The following is a 20,198-nucleotide window of genomic DNA, read 5'->3' as shown; positions in this document are numbered from 1 at the left end:
AAATTAACTTTTTATTTTGAGTACAACTCGACAATTAGTTGCTCATTGATATTCTCAGGTATATCTTCTCTTTGAGGAGTGTTAACAAACTTTCCTGACATTGAAGATTTATCAAATTCTAACCAAGAATATTTAGAAACTGTATTAGCAGAAAGACTATCAGTAACAGCCTCAAGAGATTTAGATTTCTCTCTAACTCCAATTACATCACCTTCTTTTACCTGATACGAAGGAATATTTAAAATCTCTCCGTTTACTAAAATATGTTTATGACCTACCAACTGTCTTGCTGCTCTTCTAGTAGGAGCAATTCCTAATCTATAAACAACATTATCCAATCTGCTTTCCAATAATTGAAGTAATACTTCACCAGTAATACCTTTCTTTCTGGAAGCCTTATCGAATAAATTAGCAAATTGTTTTTCTAAAACACCGTAAGTGTATTTAGCCTTTTGCTTTTCCATTAACTGTACAGCATATTCAGACTGCTTTCTACGTCTTCCTCTACCATGCTGACCAGGAGGATATGCCTTTTTTGATAATGCTTTACTTGCACCAAAAATTGGTTCGTTAAACCTTCTTGCAATTTTGGATTTTGGTCCTTTATATCTTGCCATTTTCTTTAATTACTTAAGCGATGAATTAAACCCTACGTCTTTTAGGTGGACGACATCCATTATGTGGTAATGGAGTAACATCCTTAATCACCGTTACTTCAATACCTGTATTTTGTATAGTTCTGATAGCAGAATCTCTTCCTGCACCAGGCCCTTTTACATATACTTCAACTTTTCTAAGACCTAGGTCATAAGCAGTTTGTGCTGCATCTTGAGCTGCAACCTGACCAGCGTATGGAGTGTTCTTTTTAGAACCTTTGAATCCCATTTTACCGGCAGAAGCCCAAGAAATAACTTGACCTGTAGAGTTAGTCAATGAAATAATAATATTATTGAATGAAGCTTTAATGTGAGCTTGTCCAATAGCTTCAACATTAACTACTCTTTTTTTAGCTTTATCTTTTCTCTTCTGAGCCATGATCTATTGATTACTTAGTAGCTTTCTTTTTATTTGCAATAGTCTTCCTTTTCCCTTTACGAGTACGAGAGTTATTTTTTGTTCTCTGCCCTCTTAATGGAAGCCCTTTTCTGTGACGTAAACCTCTGTAACATCCGATATCTAACAATCTTTTGATGCTCATCTGAACCTCTGACTTCAAAACACCTTCGGTTTTGAAATTTTCACTGATTGCTGAACGAATTGCATTCGCTTCATCATCAGTCCAATCACTTACTTTTTTATCAGCATCTACGCCAGCTATTTCTAAAACTTTAGCAGCTGAACTTCTACCAAGACCAAATATGTAGGTCAATGATATAACTCCCCTTTTATTATCAGGAATATCTACTCCGGAAACTCTTGCCATAATTACCCTTGTCTTTGTTTGAAACGTGGATTCTTTTTGTTGATTACATAAAGCTTACCGTTTCTACGGACAACTTTGCAATCAGCACTTCTCTTTTTGATTGAAGCTTTAACTTTCATAATCTTTTTATTTGTACCTGTATACTATTCTACCTTTACTTAAATCATAAGGTGACATTTCTAACTTCACTTTATCACCTGGAAGAATCTTAATGTAGTTCATTCTCATCTTACCAGATATGTGAGCAATCACTTCATGACCATTACTTAATTCAACACGAAACATAGCATTTGATAATGCCTCTGTTATTGTTCCATCTTGCTCTATTGAACTTTGTTTTGCCATAATTATTAAATTAAGCTACCGCTGTTCTTTGTGATGAACTTCCTTTTACTTTACCTGATTTCATCATTCCTTCGTAATGACGCATCAATAAGTAACTCTCAATTTGCTGTAATGTATCCAAAATAACCCCTACCATAATGATAAGAGATGTACCTCCGAAGAATTGAGAAAATTGAGTACCGACACCAGCTCTAGCAACAAAAGCAGGTAAAATTGCGATAAGTGCTAGATAGATAGATCCTGGTAAAGTAATTTTTGTTAAAATATTATCTATAAAATCTGAAGTTTCTTTACCTGGTTTTATACCCGGAACAAAACCTCCATTTCTTTTCATATCATCTGCAATTTGACTAGGATTAATAGTAATTGCAGTATATAAGAAAGTAAAAATTATAATTAATAATGCAAATGTTAGGTTATACTGCCAACTCTGAAAATCAGAGAAAACATTTCCTATATAAGCTGCTGTGTCACTATTTTCAGACCACAGATTTGCCAACAAAGCTGGTAAAAACATTAAAGACTGAGCAAAGATAATTGGCATTACACCAGAAGCATTAACTTTAAGCGGAATATACTGTCGTTGCCCACCATAAACTCTACCTCCTACAACTTGTTTAGCATACTGAACTGGTATTCTCCTTGTAGCTTGGACTAACATTACAGTTACCATTACCACAAAGAATAAAGCTACAATCTCAAGAATGAAGAATAATAATCCGCTCATTCCCAAAGAAATTGCTTCAGCAACAATTGAACCAGGAAAACGTGATATGATACCAATCATAATCAACATTGAAATACCATTACCAATTCCTTTATCAGTAATTTTTTCACCTAACCACATACAGAAAATAGTACCTGATGTAAGCACAATAACTGATGTAATTGTGAAGAAGGTTTGACTCATCATAATTGCTTCGGTAGGAATAGTACCCGCAACATAACTAACACCTTGAACAAAAGTGATAGCGATAGTCAACACCCTAGTTATTTGTGTAATTTTCTTTCTACCTGACTCACCTTCTTTCTGCATCTTTTGGAAGTAAGGCACAGCAACTGTTAATAACTGTATAACAATACTGGCAGAAATGTAAGGCATAATACCTAACGCAAAAATGGATGCATTAGAGAATGCTCCACCTAAGATAGTGTCTAATAAGCCAAATATACCTTGAGCATCACCTGATAATTTTGATGGATCTACTCCAGGTAAAACCACAAAAGAGCCTAAACGAAAGATAATTAAAAAACCAATGGTATTTAAAATCCTATCTCTAAGCTCCTCAATGGAGAAAATATTCTTTATGGTAGAAAAAAAACGATTCATATTATATTTTTGATGCAGTTCCTCCAGCCTTCTCAATTGCCTCTAACGCAGTCTTAGAGAATGCATTAGCAGTTACATTTAATTTAGCCTTTAAGGTTCCGTTTCCTAAAATTTTAACCAAGTCATTTTTAGCAACAAGTCCTTTGCTTTTCAATAATTCAACATCTATAGTGTCGACACTATACTTCTCTTGTAGAGTTTGTAGATCACTTAAATTGATAGCTTTGTAGCTAACTCTGTTGATGTTATTGAAACCAAACTTAGGAACTCTTCTTTGCAATGGCATTTGACCACCCTCAAAACCTTGTTTCTGAGAATAACCACTTCTTGATTTAGCTCCTTTATGACCTCTTCCCGCAGTACCGGCAGCACCAGAGCCCTGACCTCTACCAATACGCTTTCTAGTTTTTATAGAACCTTCTGCTGGTTTTAATGTATGTAATTTCATCTTATCCTTCAGTTACATTAACTAAGTGAGCAACTTTCTTCAACATACCTTCTATTTGAGGAGTTGATTCTTTTGTCACTGTTTTATTAATTCTCCCTAAACCTAAAGCTTCTATTGTAAGCTTCTGATTTTTAGGTCTACCTATTACACTTCTTATTTGTGTTACTTGAATTTTCTTAGCCATCGTAATTAACCATTAAATACATTAGAAAGTGCAATTCCTCTATCTTTAGCTACAGTATAAGGATCTCTTAATTTAAGAAGAGCATCGAAAGTAGCCTTAACTACGTTGTGTGGGTTAGAAGAACCTTTAGATTTTGCTAGAACATTATGAACACCAGCACTTTCAAATACAGCACGCATTGCACCACCTGCAATTACTCCAGTACCCTGTGAAGCAGGTTTAATTAAAACAAAACCACCACTATATTTACCTATTTGCTCGTGAGGTACAGTTCCTTTTAAAATTGGAACTTTAACCAAATTTTTCTTCGCATCATCAATTCCTTTAGTAATTGCATCAGTTACTTCATTAGCTTTACCTAATCCGTAACCCACAACACCATTACCATCACCTACAACAACAATTGCCGAGAAGCTGAATCTTCTACCACCTTTTACAACCTTAGCTACCCTTTTGATAGCTACTACCTTTTCCTTCAGTTCGATTTCGCTTGCTCTAACAGATTTTATATTACTCTGAGACATATTTTTAGAATTTTAAGCCACCTTTACGAGCACCGTCTGCCAATGCTTTTACTCTACCGTGAAATCTATATCCACCTCTATCAAAAACTATTGTTTCAATACCGGCTTCTTTAGCCCTTTTAGCAATAGCTTCTCCTACTTTTGCAGAAGTATCGATATCAGCATTACTTTTAGCGCCCAATTCTAATGAGTTGGCAGCTGCTAATGTATGACCTTTTAAGTCGTCAATAACTTGTGCATAAATGGCACGGTTACTTTTAAATACCGACAAACGAGGTGTTTCAGCAGTACCAGAGATCTTTCTACGGATACCTTTTTTAATTCGAGCTCGTCTATTTTGTTTACTAATAGCCATTTTTTAATATTATTTAGCGGCAGTTTTACCTGCTTTACGTCTAACTTGTTCACCAACAAATCTAATTCCTTTACCTTTGTACGGTTCAACAGTACGTAAGGACTTAATTTTAGCGGCTACTTGACCAATTAATTGCTTATCAAAACTTTCTAGAGTAACGATAGGATTTTGACCCTTAACCGTTTCAGCAGAAGCTTTCACCTCTTCAGGTAAACCTAAAAATATACTGTGAGAGTAACCTACGTTTAACTCTAATACATTCCCTTGTACTGTAGCTTTATAACCTACCCCAACTAGCTCTAACTGCTTTTTGTACCCCTCTGAAACTCCGGTAACCATGTTATTCAATAAAGCTCTATACAATCCATGCATCGCTTTATGTCTCTTAGATTCCGTAGCTCTTTCTAGCTTCACTACTCCATCATTATTCTCCACAGATATAGCTGGATCAACTTGCTGTGTTAAAGTACCCTTGGAACCCTTTACTGTTACTAAGTTATCCTTAGCAATTTCAAGAGTTACATCTTGAGGTAGTTTTATAAGACTTTTACCTATTCGTGACATTTCTATTCTTTAATATACGTAGCATAATACTTCCCCACCAACATTAAGAGAACGTGCCTCTTTGTCAGTGATCACTCCTTTAGATGTTGACATAATTGCAACACCCAAACCATTTAATACTCTTGGAAGATTTTCAGCATCAGAGTATTTTCTTAACCCTGGTTTTGAAACTCTCTCCAAATTAGAAATAGCTGGAGTTTTTGTTTCAGGATCATATTTCAAAGCAATTTTAATATTACCTTGTGAGTTATTTTCCTCAAATTTATAATTTAGGATATAACCTTTTTCATGAAGTACCTTTGTAATACTCTTCTTTAAATTCGAAGCAGGTACTTCTACGATTCGGTGATTTGCTTTTATAGCATTACGAACCCTTGTAAGAAAATCAGCTATTGGATCAGTTACCATCTCTTAATTAATTATAATTTCAAATTGCTCTGCCGAAACAGGCGTGCAAAGTTAAGAAATTAATTTGTTTATAAAAATAAAAATTTAAAAATCACCAGCTCGCTTTGGTTACTCCTGGTATTTTACCTTGTGAAGCCATTTCACGGAAGGTTACCCTAGAGATTCCAAATTTACGCATATATCCTTTCGGACGACCTGTTAATTTACATCTATTGTGCAATCTTACAGGAGAAGCGTTTTTTGGTAATTTATCTAAAGCTTCATAGTCGCCATTAGCTTTTAACTCAGCTCTCTTGTCTGCATATTTAGCAACTAGTCTTTCTCTTTTTCTTTCTCTGGCAATTACTGCTTTTCTAGCCATATTATTTATTGTTTTTACTAGCAAAAGGCATTCCGAAAGCTTTTAATAATTCATAGCTCTCTTCGTCCGTTTTGGAAGTGGTTACAAATGTAATGTCCATACCAGAAATAGTAGTTACTTTATCAATACTAATTTCTGGGAAAATTATTTGTTCTTTAACACCAAGAGTATAATTACCTCTTCCGTCAAAGCCTTTATCTTTAACACCTTGGAAATCACGTACACGAGGTAATGAAACAGATAATAATCTATCCAAAAACTCATACATTCTTTCTCCTCTTAGTGTTACTTTTGCTCCGATAGGCATCCCTTCTCTTAACTTAAAGTTAGAGATTGAATTCTTTGCATACGTTGCTACAGCTTTTTGACCAGAAATCATTGTTAACTCTTCTACACCAGTGTCAACTAATTTCTTATCAGCAGTAGCAGCACCGATACCTTTATTGATAACGATTTTTGTAAGCTTAGGAACTTCCATCGCAGAGCTGTACTGAAACTTTTCTTTCAAAGCGGGAATTATTTCACCCAGGTATAAATCTTTTATTCTTGGATTAGCCATTTTTGATTACCTCCCCCGTTTTTTTTGAATATCTTTGCAATTTACCGTTTTCATCGAGCTTACGTCCAACTCTGGTAGCATCACCTGTTGCAGGATCTACTAACATTAAGTTACTTAAATGAATTGGCGCTTCTACCTTATCGATACCTCCTTGAGGACTATTCGCAGATGGCTTGTTGTGTTTAGTTACAACATTAGCTCCCTCAACGATAGCTCTATCTTTGTCACCTAACATTTCTAACACTTTTCCAGTTTTGCCTTTAGAATTACCAGCAATAACTTTTACAGTGTCACCCTTACGGATATGAAATTTCTTTTGTTTGTTTTTTCTCCTTTCCATAATTTATAATACTTCAGGTGCTAAAGAAACAATTTTCATGAATTGCTTTTCACGCAATTCTCTAGCAACAGGTCCGAAAATACGAGTACCTCTTGGCTCATCATTAGGGTTCAATAATACTGCTGCATTATCTTCAAAGCGAATATAAGAACCATCTTTTCTTCTCACCTCTTTCTTAGTGCGTACGATCACAGCTCTAGAAACGGTACCTTTTTTCAAATTACTTGAAGAAAGAGCAGACTTTACAGTAACAATCACTTTATCACCAATGGAAGCATACCTCTTTTTAGTACCACCCAATACACGGATACACAATACCTCTTTGGCACCACTATTATCCGCTACACTTAATCTTGACTCTTGTTGTATCATGGTTATTTAGCTCTTTCTACAATTTCTACTAATCTCCATTTTTTATTCTTACTCATTGGTCTAGTTTCTTGTATTCTGACAGTATCGCCAATTGTACAATCGTTAGACTCATCATGAGCCATGAATTTGGTATTTTTCTTCACGAATTTACCATATATAGGGTGTTTAACCTTTCTTTCAACAGAAACGGTAATGGACTTATCCATTTTGTTACTAACAACTAACCCTACTCTTTCCTTTCTAAGGTTTCTTTCCATCTTAGCAATTATTTAGCAAGTACTTTACTTCTTAGTTCAGTCTGCAAACGAGCAATATTCTTACGAGTATCTCTTATTTGCATAGGATTCTCTATAGGAGAGATAGCATGTGCAAACTTCAACTTATGAAGTTTTTGTCCTTCAACTTTTATATTCTCATTGAGCTCGTCAATGGATAATTTCTTAATATCTGCGTTTTTCATTATAATATTGGGTTTTCAGCGTAATCCCTTCTAACAGAAAACTTAGTTTTAACAGGTAACTTTTGTGCAGCCAATCTTAAAGCTTCTTTGGCTAAATCCATTGTTACACCACCTGCTTCAAACATAATTGTTCCAGGTTTAACAGTTGCTACCCAGTATTCTGGAGCACCTTTACCTTTACCCATCCTAACCTCTGCAGGCTTTTTGGTTATAGGCTTGTCTGGAAATATTCTGATCCAAACTTGACCCTGTCTTTTCATTGCTCTTGTCATAGCAATCCTTGCGGCTTCTATCTGTCTACTGGTAATCCAACCCGGCTCCAGTGACTTTAAAGCAAAACTACCAAAAGCGATATTATGCCCTCTTTGAGCAATCCCTTTTACTCTACCTTTTTGCTTTTTCCTAAATTTTGTTCTTTTTGGCTGTAACATTTTTTAAAAATCTTTTACCAAAGAAAGCGATTATTTACGCTTTCTTTTAGGACGTTCACTTCTTCTATTATTAGCCGGGCCACTACCTTTTCCTGATTGGCTCGCCCCAACGTTTAACGACAAGTCTCTCTTGCCGAATACTTCACCTTTGAATACCCATACTTTCACACCAATTGTACCATAAATGGTGTGAGCATGTGTTGTTTCATAGTCAATATCCGCTCTCAATGTATGCAAAGGAATTCTTCCCTCTTTATACATTTCGGTACGTGCCATTTCCGCTCCGCCTAAACGACCAGAAACTTTAATTTTAATACCCTGAGCACCTACTCTCATAGCAGAAGCAATAGCTTGTTTCATTGCTCTTCTATAAGAGATTCTAGCTTTTAACTGCTGTCCGATAGACTCACCAATTAATTTAGCGTCTAATTCAGGACGTTTGATCTCAAAAATGTTGATCTGAACGTCTTTACCAGTTAATTTTTTAAGCTCTTCCTTCAATTTATCTACTTCACTACCACCTTTACCGATAACAACACCAGGTCTAGCAGTGTGAACAGTTAAAGTAATTCTCTTTAAAGTTCTTTCGATAACAATTTTAGATATTCCACCTTTAGGAATACGAGCTAATATATATTCTCTTATTTTTTGATCCTCTATTAGTTTTTCAGAAAAAGACAAACCTTTTCCTCCGTACCAGTTGGATTCCCAACCACGAACGACACCTAAACGAAAACCTATTGGATTAACTTTCTGTCCCATTGTTATTTATTTTCAGCGTTATCAGTTTCAGCCAATACCGCTTCATCCGCAGCACTGTCAACAATCAAAGTTACATGGTTAGACCTTTTTCTAATTCTGTGAGCTCTACCTTGAGGAGCGGGTCTTAATCTTTTTAAAATCCTTCCACTATCCACTTTAACAGACTTAACGATTAAGTCAGCATCTTCAAGATCAGTATCTGGATTTGCCTGTTGCCAGTTGGCAATTGCAGAAAGCAATAATTTTTCTACTCTAGCAGCACCATGCTTAGATTCAAACTTTAATATGTTTAATGCACGATTTACTTTTTCACCTCTGATAAGATCCACTACCATCCTCATTTTGCGAGGAGATGTAGGTACGTTATTTAATTTAGCTATTGCTTCCATTATCTCTTACCTTTATCTTTTTTATTTATATGACCCCTGAAGTTTCTAGTAGGAGAAAACTCACCTAACTTATGTCCTACCATGTTTTCAGTTACATAAACAGGGATAAATTTATTCCCATTGTGTACTGCAAAAGTATGACCAACAAAATCAGGAGAAATCATAGATCTTCTTGACCAAGTTTTGATAACCGATTTCTTACCGGATTCATTCATATTATCAACTTTCTTTTCAAGACGAAAGTCGATATAAGGTCCTTTTTTTAATGATCTAGCCATCTATTATTTCTTTTTACCGATAATTAATTTATTGGAATATTTCTTAGGTGCTCTGGTTTTTAAACCTTTCGCTAATAAACCTTTTCTTGATCTTGGGTGACCTCCTGAAGCTCTACCTTCACCACCACCCATTGGGTGATCAACCGGGTTCATAACAACCGCTCTCGTTCTAGGTCTTCTACCTAACCAACGTTTACGTCCAGCTTTACCTAACTTAACAATCATGTGATCTGCATTCGATACAGTTCCAATGGTTGCCATACAAGCACTTAGTACTAATCTCATCTCACCTGAAGGTAATTTCAATGTAGCATATTTACCTTCTCTCGCTAAAAGCTGAGCGTAAGATCCAGCACTTCTAGAAATAGCGCCACCTGCTCCAGGCTTAATCTCGATATTATGAACGATCGTACCTAGAGGTATATCAGTTAGAGGAAGCGCATTACCTACTTCAGGAGCAATTCCTTTACCTGATAAAATAGTATCCCCTACTTTTAACCCATTAGGCGCGATGATGTATCTTTTTTCACCATCAGCATAGTGCAATAATGCAATGAATGCTGTTCTACCCGGATCATACTCTAAAGTAGCTACCTTAGCAGGGATATTTAATTTATTTCTTTTAAAGTCGATAATTCTAAGACTCTGCTTATGACCACCACCTAAGTAGCGCATAGTCATACGTCCTGAATTATTTCTACCACCTGATTTTTTACTAGGAGCAAGTAAAGATTTCTCTGGAGATACCTTACTTAATTCCGTATAAACCGGTGCTAATCTATATCGTTGTCCAGCTGTAACTGGTCTTAATTTTTTAACTGCCATTTTTCAGATCATTAAATTTCGCTGTAGAAATCGATTACCTCTCCTTCTGCTACAGTTACAATTGCTTTTTTGAAACTAGGTTTTCTTCCAGTTAAGATCCTAGACTTGGTGTATCGAGATTTTTGTTTACCCAAATATCTCATAGTGTTGATACTCTCAACATTTACACCGTACGTTTTTTCAACCTCAGCTTTAATTTGGATTTTGTTAGCATTAACATCTACAACAAATCCATATTTACCTTTTTCGTTGAGGTCTGAGACTTTTTCCGTTACAAGTGGTTTAATTAAAACGCTCATATCTTTTACTTAAATAAGTTTTCAATTTTCTCTATAGAACCTTCAACGAAAAGCAACTGATCAGCATGAAGTACATCATATGTATTTAATGAATCAACTGTAGTTACCTGTGCGTTCTTTACATTTCTTCCAGATAAGACAATGTTCTTATCAGATTCTGGAAGAACTAAAAGTGTCTTTTTATCTCCTAAAGACAACTTGCTTAACATTTCAGTATAGTGCTTAGTTTTAATTTCATTGAAAGTAAAACCTTCTAATACTGATATCATTTGATCTTTAGCTTTATAAGTCAATGCTGACTTTCTTGCTAATGACTTTAACTTCTTATTCAATTTAAAGCTGTAGTCTTTTGGTCTTGGACCGAAAACTCTACCACCGCCTTTGAATATAGGTGATTTGATACTACCAGCACGAGCTGTACCAGTACCTTTTTGCTTCTTAATTTTTCTAGTAGAACCAGAAATTTCCGCTCTTTCTTTCGATTTATGCGTTCCTTGTCTCGCATTAGCCATTTTTTGTTTCACGTCTAAGTAGATAGCGTGATCATTAGGCTCTATATCAAAGATGGCATCCGATAAAGAAATTTTTCTTCCGGTGTCTTCGCCTGTATGTTTTATAATTGAAAGCTCCATCTTTATTTCTCTATTATTACAAATGAATTTTTAGCACCCGGTACTGAGCCACTTACTAATAATAAGTTTTTCTCAGGGATCAATTTTAAAACCTTAAGGTTAGTGTTTTTCACTCTATTACCTCCAGTTCTACCAGCCATTCTCATACCCGGAAATACTCTTGCCGGATAAGAAGCACCACCAATTGAACCTGGTGCCCTCTGTCTGTTGTGCTGACCATGAGTTGCTTGACCAACTCCACCGAAACCATGACGTTTTACAACACCTTGGAATCCTTTACCTTTAGATGAACCTGCAACATCAACAAAATCACCTTCTTCGAATACATCGCCAATTGTTACAGTTTGTCCTAAACTGTAGTTCTCAACAAAAGCTTCTTCGCCTTCGTATTCACGGAACTCAACGAGTTTCTTTTTAGGTGTTGTTTGAGCATTTTTGAAATGCCCTTTCAATGCATTTGGTGTATTCTTTTCCTTGCGCTCTTCATAGCCCAACTGAATAGCAGAATAACCATCGGTTTCCTCTTTTTTTACTTGTGTAACCACACAAGGACCAGCCTCTATCACCGTGCATGCGACATTTCGTCCATCGACACCGTAGATACTAGTCATTCCGATTTTTTTTCCTATTATTCCAGACATTATTAATTATGATTAACAACCTTTAAACGGGTTTAACCGTAGCTTTTCCCGAAAGGACTGCAAAGTTAGTAAAATATTATAAGCTACAAAACTTACAACATTAAAAAATACAAAATTATAAAAAAGAAAAACCAATGATATACAGATCATTGGTTTTTCTCTATTTTAAAATTGTTATATTATACTTTAATCTCTACATCAACTCCACTAGGAAGTTCTAGTTTCATTAAAGCATCAACTGTTTTTGCGCTGTTTGAATAAATATCAACTAATCTCTTGAAAGTACATAATTGATATTGCTCACGTGACTTCTTGTTTACGTGCGGAGAACGCAATACTGTAAAAATCTCTTTTTCTGTAGGAAGAGGTATTGGACCACTTACTACTGCACCAGTTGTCTTTACAGCTCTCACAATTTTATCAGAAGACTTGTCAACTAAATTGTGATCGTATGATTTTAACTTTATTCTTATTTTCTGATTCATAATTCCTATTATTTAACAGTCTCCCCTTTAGATTTTGCAATTACTTCTTCAGCAATATTTTGAGGTACTGGGTCATAGTGTGAGAAAGTCAATGAAGCTGTTGCTCTACCGGACGTGATCGTTCTTAAGTCAGTCACATAACCAAACAACTCTGATAAAGGAACATCTGCTCTGATAATTTGTGCAGCGCCTTTAGGATCCATACCTTTCATTAAACCTCTTCTCTTATTCAAGTCACCAGTTACAGGACCAGTATATTCATCTGGTGTTGTAACCTCAACTTTCATTACTGGCTCAAGTAATTGAGGACCTGCTTTCTTAGCAGCTTCTTTGAAACCTATTCTTGCAGCTAATTCGAAAGAAAGAGCATCAGAATCGACATCGTGGAAACTACCATGATAAAGCTCAACTTTCATAGCCTCAATTGGATAACCAGCTAAAGGACCATTAGACATTGCCTCAGTGAAACCTTTCTGGATTGCTGGTATAAATTCTTTTGGAATAACACCACCAGTAATTTTGTTATCAAATTGTAAACCTGGTTCGATTTCACCCTTTTCATTTTCCTCAGCAGGAGATAATTTGAAAACGATGTCCGCAAATTTACCTTTACCACCAGACTGCTTTTTATAAACCTCTTTGTGATCAACTAAAGTTGTGATAGCTTCTTTATATGCTACCTGAGGAGCACCTTGGTTAACATCAACCTTGAATTCTCTTCTTAGACGATCCATGATGATATCCAAGTGTAACTCACCCATACCTCTAAGGATAGTCTGACCTGTTTCCTCATCAGTATTGACTTGAAGCGTAGGATCTTCTTCCACTAATTTAGCGATAGCCATACCCATCTTATCAACATCTGCCTGAGTTTTAGGCTCAATTGCATAACCAATAACTGGATCTGGGAAGACCATTGATTCAAGAACAATCTTGTGATTCTCGTTACAAAGAGTATCTCCTGTTTTTATATCTTTAAAACCAACCACTGCAGCAATATCACCAGCATGAAGCTTTTCAATTTGGTTCTGCTTATTTGCATGCATTTGGAAGATTCTAGAAATTCTTTCTTTTTTATTCGTTCTAGTATTGAATACATAAGAACCTGATTCTAAAGTACCAGAATATGATCTTACGAAACATAAACGACCTACGAATGGATCAGTAGCAATTTTGAATGCTAATGCAGAAAATGGATCTTCTGCAGTTGGCTTTCTACTTGTAGGCTCTTCAGTATCAGGATTTGTACCTACAATATTATCTCTATCTAATGGAGAAGGTAATAATTCCATTACATAGTTCAATAAAGTCTGAACTCCTTTATTTTTAAATGCTGATCCACACATCATTGGAACAAATGCAAGATCTAAGGTTGCAGCTCTCAATGCAGCAATTACCTCATCTCTTGTAATAGATTCAGGATCATCAAAGTATTTCTCCATTAGAGACTCATCATACTCTGCTACTGATTCTAACAAGTGTTCACGGTATTCGTTTACCTCATCTTGCATATCGGCAGGTATTTCAACCTCTTCCCAAGTCATTCCGTTATCTTCCTCGTTCCAAACGAAAGCTTTCATTTCAACTAAGTCGACAACGCCTTTGAAGTTTCCTTCTGCACCAATTGGTAACTGTAAAGGAACTGACTTAGTCCCTAACATTTCTTTTACCTGACGACAAACATTTAGGAAGTCTGCACCATCACGGTCCATTTTGTTAACGAAACCGATTCTTGATACTTTATAGTTATCTGCTAGTCTCCAGTTAGTTTCTGACTGAGGTTCAACACCATCAACAGCACTGAATAAGAAAACTAAACCGTCTAATACTCTTAAAGATCTGTTTACCTCTACAGTAAAGTCAACGTGACCTGGAGTATCAATGATATTGATATGGTATTCTTCACCCTTGTATGGCCAGAACACAGTAGTTGCAGCTGAAGTAATAGTAATACCTCTTTCCTGCTCTTGTTCCATCCAGTCCATAGTGGCAGCACCATCATGAACCTCACCAATTTTGTGACTTACACCAGTATAGTATAAAATCCTTTCAGTAGTAGTAGTTTTTCCGGCATCGATGTGAGCAGCGATACCTATATTACGTGTTAGTCTGAGATCTCTTGCCATTATATTAGCTTTTAAAATCTAAAATGAGAAAATGCTTTATTTGCTTCAGCCATACGGTGCGTATCATCTTTCTTTTTGATAGCAGCTCCTTCACCTTTAGAAGCAGCAATGATTTCACCAGCTAAACGTTCTGTCATGGTTTTTTCACCTCTTTTTCTAGCAAAAGTGATCATCCATTTAATTCCTAAAGATATTTTTCTTTCAGGACGAACTTCTAGTGGCACTTGGAATGTTGCTCCACCCACTCTTCTACTTTTCACCTCTACAGCAGGAGAAATATTAGACAAAGCTTTTTTCCAAACTTCCAATCCGTTCTCTTTTGTTTTTTCCTCTACCATGTTTAAGGCATCATAAAAAATGTTGTATGCAACACTTTTTTTACCATCCACCATTAGGTAGTTTACAAATTTTGTAACCAATGTATCTCCAAATTTAGGATCTGGAAGGATATATCTTTTTTTAGGTTTTGCTTTCCTCATCTTTCTTTATTTCTTAGGTCTTTTAGCTCCGTATTTTGATCTTCTTTGGGTACGACCGTTTACACCAGCAGTATCCAATGCACCTCTAATGATGTGATATCTCACACCCGGTAAATCTTTTACTCTTCCTCCCCTAATTAACACTATTGAGTGTTCTTGTAGGTTATGACCTTCACCAGGGATGTACGCGTTCACTTCTTTTTGATTGGTTAACCTAACCCTAGCCACTTTTCTCATTGCTGAGTTAGGCTTTTTAGGAGTGGTTGTATAAACACGAGTACATACACCTCTTCTTTGTGGGCAAGAATCCAAAGCAGGAGATTTTGACTTAGAAGTCAATTTCTTTCTACCCTTTTTAACTAATTGTTGTATAGTAGGCATTTATTATAACTTTATCTTCTATTACTACTTGAGATTTTTAGGACTGCAAAGGTAAAAAATCAGATGCATTATCCAAACACATCTGATTAATTATTTTCACAAAGTCCTAATTTATAAGGAATAAGCTTAAGCTTCTCCGACATTTGAACCAAAATTCATCGGAAATTTCGGTGATTCTTCTGATTGTTTTATCGGTCCAAAATTCTTTTCGTATTTATTAATATTATCCTTTAATGCATTCAATAACCTTTTTGCATGCTCTGGAGTCACTACAACTCTAGATTTCACTTTCGCTTTAGGTACTCCTGGCATTAATCGGATAAAATCAATAACAAATTCACTGTTAGAGTGCGCCACCATTGCCAAATTAGCATAAACACCTTCCGCTACATCTTCGGGTAGTTCAATGTTAATTTGGTTCTGTTTCTTATTTCCTTTTTGTTCCTCCATTTTATAAACTGGATTTATTTAAAAGAAAGACTGAATTATGCTTCAGTCTTTTCTTCTGCTACTTTACTTTCTTTCATGCTGTCAAGTTCTTCTTTAGAACCAACAATCATTTCAGTCCAATCCTTCAAGCCTGTACCTGCAGGAATCAAGTGTCCTACAATTACATTCTCTTTCAATCCTAATAAGTGGTCGGCTTTACCTCTAATTGAAGCTTCACTTAACACTTTAGTAGTTTCCTGGAATGATGCTGCTGATATAAAGCTTTCAGTTCCTAAAGATGATTGCGTAATACCTTGTAATGTTGGTTTAGAAACCGCAGGCTCAGCATCTCTAGTTTTCACTAACTTCATATCTTTTCTTTTCAGCGTTGAGTTTTCATCTCTTAATTTTCTTGCTGAAATGATTTGCCCTGGTTTTAGATTTGGAGAATCTCCAGCATCTGTAACCACTTTCATATCTAAGATTCTATCGTTTTCTTCTCTGAACACGAAACGATCCACTACCTGATTAGGTAAGAAAGTAGTATCACCAGATTCTAGAACCTGAACTTTCTGCATCATTTGTCTAACGATTACCTCGATGTGCTTATCATTGATTTTCACACCTTGTAAACGGTACACTTCCTGAATTTCATTAACGATATATTCCTGAACAGCTGTCGGTCCTTTAATAGAAAGAATATCATTTGGAGTTGTAGCTCCATCAGAAAGTGCATAACCAGCTTTCACAAAGTCATTATCCTGAACTAAAATGTGTTTAGATAGAGACACTAAATATCTTTTCTTAACACCATCTTTAGATTCAATAAAGATTTCTCTGTTACCTCTCTTGATTCCACCAAAGGTCACAACACCATCAATCTCAGATACAACCGCAGGGTTTGAAGGGTTTCTAGCCTCGAACAACTCAGTTACCCTAGGAAGACCCCCTGTAATATCTTTAGATTTGGATGTAGATCTTGGTATTTTAGCTAAGATCTGACCAGGCTTAATTTTAGCTCCTTCATCAACTGATAAGTGAGCTCCCACTGGAATATTGTAAGTCTTAGGATCTTGTCCTTTAGTATTTACAATTACAGCAGGGTTTTTAGTTTTATCTTTTGTATCGATAATAACTTTTTCTCTGTGACCTGTTTGCTCATCTGATTCCTCTTTATAAGTGATACCTTCTTCGATACTTTCAAATTCAGTAACTCCTTCAAATTCAGAAAGAATAACAGCATTATATGGATCCCAGAAACAAAGCTCCTGATCCTTTTCTACTTTTTCACCTTCTTTAACTTTAAGGGTTGCACTATAAGGTACGTGATTACTCATTAATACCTTTTTAGATTTAGGATCGATGATTTTAATCTCACCAGATCTACCCATTACTACCGTTCTTGACTCTCCTTCGTCATCTGTAGATTGAATAGCTCTTAAGTCCTCAAATTCTACAACACCGCCAGTTTTCGCTTTAATGGTTGCTTCAACCGCAATGTTAGAAGCAGTACCCCCAACGTGGAAGGTTCTAAGTGTCAACTGCGTTCCTGGCTCACCAATTGATTGAGCTGCAATTACACCAACTGAATCTCCTTTTTGTGCGATTTTAGAAGTAGCTAAGTTTCTTCCGTAACACTTACTACAAACTCCTTGACGGGTTTCACAAGTTAATACAGATCTAATTTCTACCTCTTCTATTAAAGCTTCATCTATTTTATCACAAATTTCATCTGTGATCGTTTCACCAGACTCAACGATTAACTCGTCAGTTTGTGGGTGATAAATATCATGAACACTAACTCTACCTAGAATTCTTTCAGCTAATGACTCAACGATTTCATCATTATCTTTCAAGGCAGAAACTACTAGACCTCTAAGCGTGCCACAGTCTACTTCATTTACCACAACATCTTGAGCAACATCAACCAATCTTCTAGTTAAGTAACCAGCATCGGCCGTTTTCAAAGCTGTATCGGCAAGACCTTTACGAGCACCGTGTGTAGAGATAAAGTACTCAATTACATCAAGTCCCTCACGGAAGTTAGATAGAATTGGGTTTTCAATAATACCTCCTACAGATCCTGCTAAGTTTTTCTGTGGCTTAGCCATCAATCCTCTCATTCCACCTAACTGACGAATCTGCTCTCTTGAACCTCTAGCTCCAGAGTGCATCATCATATAGATAGAGTTGAATCCTTGATTATCTTCCTCTAATTGTTGCATTAGAGTGTTCGTCAATTGAGAATTGATTCTTGTCCAGATATCAATTACTTGATTATAACGCTCATTATCTGTAATAAGACCCATCAAGTAATTGTTCCATACTGCATCAACTTCTTCCTTAGCTTGCTCAACTAATGTATCTTTCACTTCAGGAACCATGATATCACCAAGTCCCATTGACAGACCACCTTTATAAGCATTTTGGAAACCTAATTCTTTGATATCATCTAAGAATTTAGCGGTTTTTGCTGATCCAGCTAGTTTATATACATGGGCAATTATACCCTGCAAGTTCTTTTTAGTTAATAATTGATCGATATAACCTACTTCTTCAGGAACACTTTCATTGAAGATTACACGACCTGCTACTGTATCAATTATTTTTCTTTCTAATTCACCTTCAGCATTGCGAACATAAGTTCTTAATTTTATGTGGGCATGCTTAGAAACTTTCTTTTCATTGATAGCAATGATAACTTCCTCAGCACTGTAGAAGATTTTTCCTTCTCCAGCAACTGGCTCTTCCTCAGTAGATTTTCTACCTTTTGAAACATAATAAAGACCCAAAACCATATCCTGAGAAGGCACAGTAATTGGAGCCCCGTTAGCAGGGTTTAAGATATTATGCGAAGAAAGCATTAATGTTGAGGCTTCCAAAATTGCTTCATGTCCTAACGGAACATGAACCGCCATCTGGTCACCATCGAAATCGGCATTAAATGCTGTACACGCTAATGGGTGTAACTGAATTGCTTTACCTTCAATTAATTTAGGCTGGAATGCCTGGATACCTAATCTGTGAAGTGTTGGAGCCCTGTTTAATAATACAGGATGTCCTTTCATCACATTCTCCAAAATATCCCAAACTACCGGATCTTTACGGTCAACGATTTTCTTCGCTGATTTAACCGTTTTAACAATTCCTCTTTCAATTAATTTACGGATGATAAATGGCTTGAATAGCTCAGCTGCCATATTTTTAGGCAAACCGCATTCATGCATTTTTAACTCAGGTCCTACTACAATTACAGAACGACCAGAGTAATCAACCCTTTTACCTAATAAGTTTTGACGGAATCTACCTTGCTTACCTTTCAACATATCTGAAAGTGATTTCAAGGCTCTGTTTCCATCAGATCTTACAGCGTTAACTTTTCTAGAGTTATCGAATAATGAATCAACGGCTTCCTGCAACATTCTCTTCTCATTTCTAAGAATTACTTCAGGAGCTTTGATATCGATCAATCTTTTCAGACGGTTATTTCTGATGATAACTCTTCTGTATAAATCATTTAAATCAGAAGTAGCAAAACGACCACCATCTAATGGAACTAAAGGTCTTAGTTCTGGCGGAATTACTGGCACCATTCTGATGATCATCCATTCAGGACGATTTTCAATTCTTGTTCTTGCATCACGGAAGGCTTCAACTACTCTCAATCTTTTTAAAGCTTCAGCTTTTCTTTGTTGAGAAGTATCAGTAGCTGCCTGATGTCTTAATTCGTATGATAATTCATCTAATTGGATTCTGCTTAAAAGCATATCTAACGCTTCAGCACCCATTTTAGCGATGAATTTGTTTGGATCATCATCATCTAACTGTTGATTTTCTCTAGGTAATTTATCTAAAATATCTAGATACTCATCTTCTGTTAAGAAATCCATGTACGCAATACCATCCTCTTCTTTAACACCTGGCTGGATTACTACATATCTTTCGTAATAAATGATTTGGTCTAATTTCTTAGTAGGTAAACCTAGTAAGTAACCAATTTTATTAGGTAGAGATTTGAAGTACCAAATGTGAGCAACTGGAACCACTAGCTCAATATGGCCCATTCTCTCTCTACGTACTTTTTTCTCTGTTACTTCAACCCCACATCTATCACAGATAATCCCTTTATATCTGATTCTTTTATATTTACCACAATGACATTCCCAGTCTTTTACAGGACCGAATATTCTTTCACAGAATAAACCACCCATTTCCGGCTTATAAGTACGGTAATTGATGGTTTCTGGCTGAGTGACCTCACCATGAGAACTTTCCAGAATAGACTCTGGAGAAGCCAAACTAATGGTGATTTTTGAAAAGTCAGTGTTGATTTTTTTGTTTTTTTTGAACGCCATAATAAATGTATCT

At 36.0% G+C, this 20,198-nt stretch carries 32 protein-coding genes; all 32 read right to left on the bottom strand.

Going from position 1 to position 20,198, the window contains the following annotated elements; translation table 11 throughout:
- Positions 1-11: 11 nt before the first annotated feature.
- Positions 12-617 (bottom strand): 30S ribosomal protein S4, encoded by a 606-nt coding sequence (rpsD, locus tag QYS47_RS05255; RefSeq protein ID WP_308357471.1) that lies wholly within the window; start codon positions 615-617, stop codon positions 12-14.
- 25 nt (positions 618-642) lie between these two features.
- Positions 643-1,035 carry a 30S ribosomal protein S11 gene (gene rpsK / locus QYS47_RS05250; RefSeq protein ID WP_308357472.1) on the bottom strand — a complete coding sequence of 131 codons (393 nt, stop codon included), beginning with the start codon at positions 1,033-1,035 and terminating at the stop codon, positions 643-645.
- A 10-nt stretch (positions 1,036-1,045) separates the two neighbouring features.
- Positions 1,046-1,423 carry a 30S ribosomal protein S13 gene (gene rpsM, locus QYS47_RS05245; RefSeq protein WP_308357473.1) on the bottom strand — a complete coding sequence of 126 codons (378 nt, stop codon included), beginning with the start codon at positions 1,421-1,423 and terminating at the stop codon, positions 1,046-1,048.
- 2 nt (positions 1,424-1,425) lie between these two features.
- Complete coding sequence (gene ykgO, locus QYS47_RS05240) at positions 1,426-1,542, bottom strand: type B 50S ribosomal protein L36 (RefSeq protein ID WP_302127498.1); 117 nt, start codon at positions 1,540-1,542, stop codon at positions 1,426-1,428.
- Between the two features lie 7 nt (positions 1,543-1,549).
- Positions 1,550-1,768 carry a translation initiation factor IF-1 gene (gene infA / locus QYS47_RS05235; RefSeq protein ID WP_302103730.1) on the bottom strand — a complete coding sequence of 73 codons (219 nt, stop codon included), beginning with the start codon at positions 1,766-1,768 and terminating at the stop codon, positions 1,550-1,552.
- Positions 1,769-1,778: 10 nt separating this feature from the next.
- Positions 1,779-3,098 carry a preprotein translocase subunit SecY gene (gene secY, locus QYS47_RS05230; RefSeq protein ID WP_308357474.1) on the bottom strand — a complete coding sequence of 440 codons (1,320 nt, stop codon included), beginning with the start codon at positions 3,096-3,098 and terminating at the stop codon, positions 1,779-1,781.
- 1 nt (position 3,099) lies between these two features.
- A complete protein-coding gene (gene rplO / locus QYS47_RS05225) occupies positions 3,100-3,546 on the bottom strand; it encodes a 50S ribosomal protein L15 (protein WP_308357475.1) in 447 nt (148 codons plus the stop codon).
- Position 3,547: 1 nt separating this feature from the next.
- Positions 3,548-3,730: a 50S ribosomal protein L30 gene (gene rpmD, locus QYS47_RS05220; RefSeq protein ID WP_302127499.1), complete on the bottom strand. Its 183-nt coding sequence runs from the start codon at positions 3,728-3,730 to the stop codon at positions 3,548-3,550.
- 5 nt (positions 3,731-3,735) lie between these two features.
- Positions 3,736-4,254 (bottom strand): 30S ribosomal protein S5, encoded by a 519-nt coding sequence (gene rpsE / locus QYS47_RS05215; RefSeq protein ID WP_302103728.1) that lies wholly within the window; start codon positions 4,252-4,254, stop codon positions 3,736-3,738.
- A 4-nt stretch (positions 4,255-4,258) separates the two neighbouring features.
- Complete coding sequence (gene rplR / locus QYS47_RS05210; RefSeq protein WP_302127500.1) at positions 4,259-4,609, bottom strand: 50S ribosomal protein L18; 351 nt, start codon at positions 4,607-4,609, stop codon at positions 4,259-4,261.
- Positions 4,610-4,618: 9 nt separating this feature from the next.
- Positions 4,619-5,173, bottom strand: coding sequence for a 50S ribosomal protein L6 (gene rplF / locus QYS47_RS05205; protein ID WP_308357476.1), 555 nt, complete (start codon positions 5,171-5,173; stop codon positions 4,619-4,621).
- Between the two features lie 9 nt (positions 5,174-5,182).
- A complete protein-coding gene (gene rpsH / locus QYS47_RS05200) occupies positions 5,183-5,581 on the bottom strand; it encodes a 30S ribosomal protein S8 (protein WP_302103726.1) in 399 nt (132 codons plus the stop codon).
- A 91-nt stretch (positions 5,582-5,672) separates the two neighbouring features.
- On the bottom strand, positions 5,673-5,942 hold the full coding sequence (rpsN, locus tag QYS47_RS05195) for a 30S ribosomal protein S14 (protein WP_308357477.1): 270 nt from the start codon (positions 5,940-5,942) through the stop codon (positions 5,673-5,675).
- A gap of 1 nt (position 5,943) precedes the next feature.
- Positions 5,944-6,501, bottom strand: coding sequence for a 50S ribosomal protein L5 (gene rplE / locus QYS47_RS05190; RefSeq protein WP_322347937.1), 558 nt, complete (start codon positions 6,499-6,501; stop codon positions 5,944-5,946).
- Positions 6,494-6,841, bottom strand: a complete 348-nt coding sequence (rplX, locus tag QYS47_RS05185) for a 50S ribosomal protein L24 (protein WP_308357479.1) — start codon at positions 6,839-6,841, stop codon at positions 6,494-6,496. The genes rplE and rplX overlap by 8 nt, the downstream gene beginning before the upstream one ends.
- A 3-nt stretch (positions 6,842-6,844) precedes the next feature.
- The gene (gene rplN, locus QYS47_RS05180) at positions 6,845-7,213 is read right to left on the bottom strand and encodes a 50S ribosomal protein L14 (protein WP_013455161.1); all 369 of its coding nucleotides are present in this window, start codon (positions 7,211-7,213) and stop codon (positions 6,845-6,847) included.
- Positions 7,214-7,215: 2 nt separating this feature from the next.
- Positions 7,216-7,470 carry a 30S ribosomal protein S17 gene (gene rpsQ, locus QYS47_RS05175; protein WP_308357480.1) on the bottom strand — a complete coding sequence of 85 codons (255 nt, stop codon included), beginning with the start codon at positions 7,468-7,470 and terminating at the stop codon, positions 7,216-7,218.
- A gap of 8 nt (positions 7,471-7,478) precedes the next feature.
- Positions 7,479-7,673, bottom strand: a complete 195-nt coding sequence (rpmC, locus tag QYS47_RS05170; protein ID WP_013455159.1) for a 50S ribosomal protein L29 — start codon at positions 7,671-7,673, stop codon at positions 7,479-7,481.
- Entirely contained in the window at positions 7,673-8,104 is a 432-nt protein-coding gene (rplP, locus tag QYS47_RS05165; RefSeq protein ID WP_302103724.1) for a 50S ribosomal protein L16, read from the bottom strand. The genes rpmC and rplP overlap by 1 nt, the downstream gene beginning before the upstream one ends.
- A 30-nt stretch (positions 8,105-8,134) precedes the next feature.
- Entirely contained in the window at positions 8,135-8,866 is a 732-nt protein-coding gene (rpsC, locus tag QYS47_RS05160; RefSeq protein WP_308357481.1) for a 30S ribosomal protein S3, read from the bottom strand.
- A gap of 2 nt (positions 8,867-8,868) precedes the next feature.
- On the bottom strand, positions 8,869-9,255 hold the full coding sequence (gene rplV / locus QYS47_RS05155) for a 50S ribosomal protein L22 (RefSeq protein ID WP_302103723.1): 387 nt from the start codon (positions 9,253-9,255) through the stop codon (positions 8,869-8,871).
- Positions 9,255-9,533, bottom strand: a complete 279-nt coding sequence (gene rpsS / locus QYS47_RS05150) for a 30S ribosomal protein S19 (RefSeq protein WP_201918317.1) — start codon at positions 9,531-9,533, stop codon at positions 9,255-9,257. The genes rplV and rpsS overlap by 1 nt, the downstream gene beginning before the upstream one ends.
- Positions 9,534-9,536: 3 nt before the next feature.
- The gene (gene rplB / locus QYS47_RS05145; protein ID WP_308357482.1) at positions 9,537-10,358 is read right to left on the bottom strand and encodes a 50S ribosomal protein L2; all 822 of its coding nucleotides are present in this window, start codon (positions 10,356-10,358) and stop codon (positions 9,537-9,539) included.
- An 11-nt stretch (positions 10,359-10,369) separates the two neighbouring features.
- A complete protein-coding gene (gene rplW / locus QYS47_RS05140) occupies positions 10,370-10,657 on the bottom strand; it encodes a 50S ribosomal protein L23 (protein ID WP_308357483.1) in 288 nt (95 codons plus the stop codon).
- A gap of 5 nt (positions 10,658-10,662) precedes the next feature.
- Entirely contained in the window at positions 10,663-11,289 is a 627-nt protein-coding gene (gene rplD, locus QYS47_RS05135; RefSeq protein WP_308357484.1) for a 50S ribosomal protein L4, read from the bottom strand.
- A 2-nt stretch (positions 11,290-11,291) separates the two neighbouring features.
- Positions 11,292-11,930: a 50S ribosomal protein L3 gene (gene rplC, locus QYS47_RS05130; RefSeq protein ID WP_302127501.1), complete on the bottom strand. Its 639-nt coding sequence runs from the start codon at positions 11,928-11,930 to the stop codon at positions 11,292-11,294.
- A gap of 179 nt (positions 11,931-12,109) precedes the next feature.
- Positions 12,110-12,415 carry a 30S ribosomal protein S10 gene (gene rpsJ / locus QYS47_RS05125; protein WP_302127502.1) on the bottom strand — a complete coding sequence of 102 codons (306 nt, stop codon included), beginning with the start codon at positions 12,413-12,415 and terminating at the stop codon, positions 12,110-12,112.
- 8 nt (positions 12,416-12,423) lie between these two features.
- On the bottom strand, positions 12,424-14,541 hold the full coding sequence (fusA, locus tag QYS47_RS05120; RefSeq protein ID WP_308357485.1) for an elongation factor G: 2,118 nt from the start codon (positions 14,539-14,541) through the stop codon (positions 12,424-12,426).
- An 11-nt stretch (positions 14,542-14,552) separates the two neighbouring features.
- Positions 14,553-15,020 (bottom strand): 30S ribosomal protein S7, encoded by a 468-nt coding sequence (gene rpsG / locus QYS47_RS05115; protein ID WP_308357486.1) that lies wholly within the window; start codon positions 15,018-15,020, stop codon positions 14,553-14,555.
- Positions 15,021-15,026: 6 nt separating this feature from the next.
- Positions 15,027-15,401, bottom strand: a complete 375-nt coding sequence (gene rpsL, locus QYS47_RS05110) for a 30S ribosomal protein S12 (RefSeq protein ID WP_013455147.1) — start codon at positions 15,399-15,401, stop codon at positions 15,027-15,029.
- Between the two features lie 126 nt (positions 15,402-15,527).
- Positions 15,528-15,851 carry a DUF3467 domain-containing protein gene (locus QYS47_RS05105; protein ID WP_308357487.1) on the bottom strand — a complete coding sequence of 108 codons (324 nt, stop codon included), beginning with the start codon at positions 15,849-15,851 and terminating at the stop codon, positions 15,528-15,530.
- 35 nt (positions 15,852-15,886) lie between these two features.
- Entirely contained in the window at positions 15,887-20,185 is a 4,299-nt protein-coding gene (rpoC, locus tag QYS47_RS05100) for a DNA-directed RNA polymerase subunit beta' (RefSeq protein ID WP_322347936.1), read from the bottom strand.
- Between the last annotated feature and the right edge of the window lie 13 nt (positions 20,186-20,198).

Origin of the sequence: Marivirga arenosa (genome assembly GCF_030503875.2) — a bacterium.
In the GTDB taxonomy this organism is placed as follows: Bacteria; Bacteroidota; Bacteroidia; order Cytophagales; family Cyclobacteriaceae; genus Marivirga; species Marivirga arenosa.
This window is presented reverse-complemented; position numbering and strand designations above follow the sequence as displayed.